This is a genomic window from Cupriavidus basilensis (assembly GCF_000876015.1).
Classification (GTDB): Bacteria; Pseudomonadota; Gammaproteobacteria; order Burkholderiales; family Burkholderiaceae; genus Cupriavidus; species Cupriavidus basilensis_B.
In genome coordinates, this window is the sequence record NZ_BBQM01000042.1 from 1 (window position 1) to 1,917 (window position 1,917).

The window sequence follows — 1,917 nt, forward strand, 5'->3', positions numbered from 1 at the left end:
CTCCTGGCTCAATGAATAAAAAGGCCGCGCGCCTCGGACGGGGAATCGACGCGCGGCGCGGAATAATTAGGCACCGGTCAGGACTTCACGGCGATCCATGTACGCTTGCTCTAGCTTGACGCGCTCGTTTTCTGGATAGTCACGGACCTCATCGGCGCAGATATCGAGTACGTCGATATCATTGCACTTCTGGATGCGGTCGAGCATCACGGAGTAGGGCGTGCCCGGGGTACCGCCGCTATTGCTACGCTGTTCGGTATCCGTCATGCCGCGGATCTCTCCGGTGTCCGGGTCGGTGACGGTGACGAAATCGCCTTCGATCACGGCATGCTTTCCCTCATCGACCGCAGCGCTCAACGCCACTGCATTCGACAGTTCAATGGACTTCGGCATGTACTTGAGCACCTGCAGCAATGGAATCTTGCGGGCATACATCTCCGGATCTCGAAAGCTGTAGTGCTTGCCGCCCTGTTTGTTGTACTTGTCGCGATGCTTCCAGATCTTCTTGATCGTCCAGACCTCGATCACCGGCAGTTGCGATCCATTGACGCGGCCCACGGCATAGACGTGAGTGAGTTTGTCTGGGTCGTTTTCTTCGCCTGGCTTGTGGCGGATGAAAGGGGAATCGCCTAGGGCATAGTCGAAGTCATCGCCTTCGAACACGGCGCCGGTCCAGACCGTAGCGCGGCCACTGCGCGACACCAGGTCGACCAGTCCCTTCCAGCCCGGTACGAAGGTGCAAGTACGGCCGTAAGGCACGAGGAAGCCTTGCCCATCGACATTGATCTCAAGGCCGAGCGTCGAAGCGGTCATGATCGCGCCAAGGATCGACTTCGGCTCGCATTCTTGCAACTTCGGCGTGGTACTGAATGCAGTCACGGCGAGTCGCGCCATGCGGTCTGCCGTCAGATGCTTCGGCAGAGCAAGCGCCATTTGCGGCTTGAACTTCTCAAGGAAGTTGCTGAACGATGCGACCGGGTTTTCTTTCTTGCCGGTGGCGACAGTTTTCAGGTTGGCGGTGCTCATTGGGATTTTCCTTTCTTCAGGCGGAGAACGCGAATTTCTTTGGTGCGCTTGTACTTGGCGGCCACGTCCGGCAGATCGGCTTCGAGGGCCTTACCGTCGAGCCGCGTATCGTTCTGGTTCTTCCAGGAGGCGATCTCGTGACCGCCAGCCGTGAGGAAGGCATTCGGCTGCATGAATGCGGTGATGCGGTATTGCAGGTCCTCTTCCTCGGATTCCAGCAGCTTGATCTTGGCTTTCACTTCGGCCAGCCGATACACCGCGTCACGGGTCTTCGAATCCGCCTCAATGGTGCCGCCGTTCGACTTCTTGTAGATTTCCTTGCAGTCGTCAAAGTCGATGGGGTCAGGCTCCACGTCCGCGATCACGCATTCGTTCCAGAACTCGACCACGCGCTTGCGGATGCCGGTGATGGTCTCTTCGTCGCGTTCCACCCAGTAGATAAGCAGATCGTCCATGCCGATCAGTGTGGCGACGATGCAGCGATTCCGGCCAGTGATGCCCAGGCCTTGCATGAACTGCGCGGCGTATTCGATGGGAACCTCGTCGGTTCCTTCCTCGCCCCACTTCTTGGCGGCGAAGGGATGAACGGTCTTGCAGTCGCCGTTGACGTGCTCGCCGTCAAGCATCAACTCGAAATCGATCTCGCAGCCCAAGAATGAGTGCTCTGGATCGATGTAGCGAGCATTGCGGGTCAGGATCTCCACTTCATGCCCTTCATCGCGCAGTCGGTCGACCAGCATTTCGAGCACGACGGGTTCCAGGCGATGGCCACGGTCGAACCGCTTTTGCTGCTCGGGCGTTACCTCTTCCTTCGGCGCGCGGCCAGTCTTCTGCAGCCACAGTTCGTAGGGTGACTTCCAGGGGCTGACGCCGAGGATGGCGGCCACGTCA

The 1,917-nt window shown here is 58.7% G+C and carries 2 protein-coding genes; both read right to left on the minus strand.

What is annotated here, in order from left to right:
- Positions 1 to 66: 66 nt before the first annotated feature.
- Complete coding sequence (locus KF708C_RS33775; RefSeq protein WP_082080232.1) at positions 67 to 1,026, minus strand: recombinase RecT; 960 nt, start codon at positions 1,024 to 1,026, stop codon at positions 67 to 69.
- A partial coding sequence (locus KF708C_RS33780) for a YqaJ viral recombinase family nuclease (protein WP_063923107.1) occupies positions 1,023 to 1,917 on the minus strand: 895 nt, incomplete at its 5' end. The genes KF708C_RS33775 and KF708C_RS33780, both read right to left, overlap by 4 nt.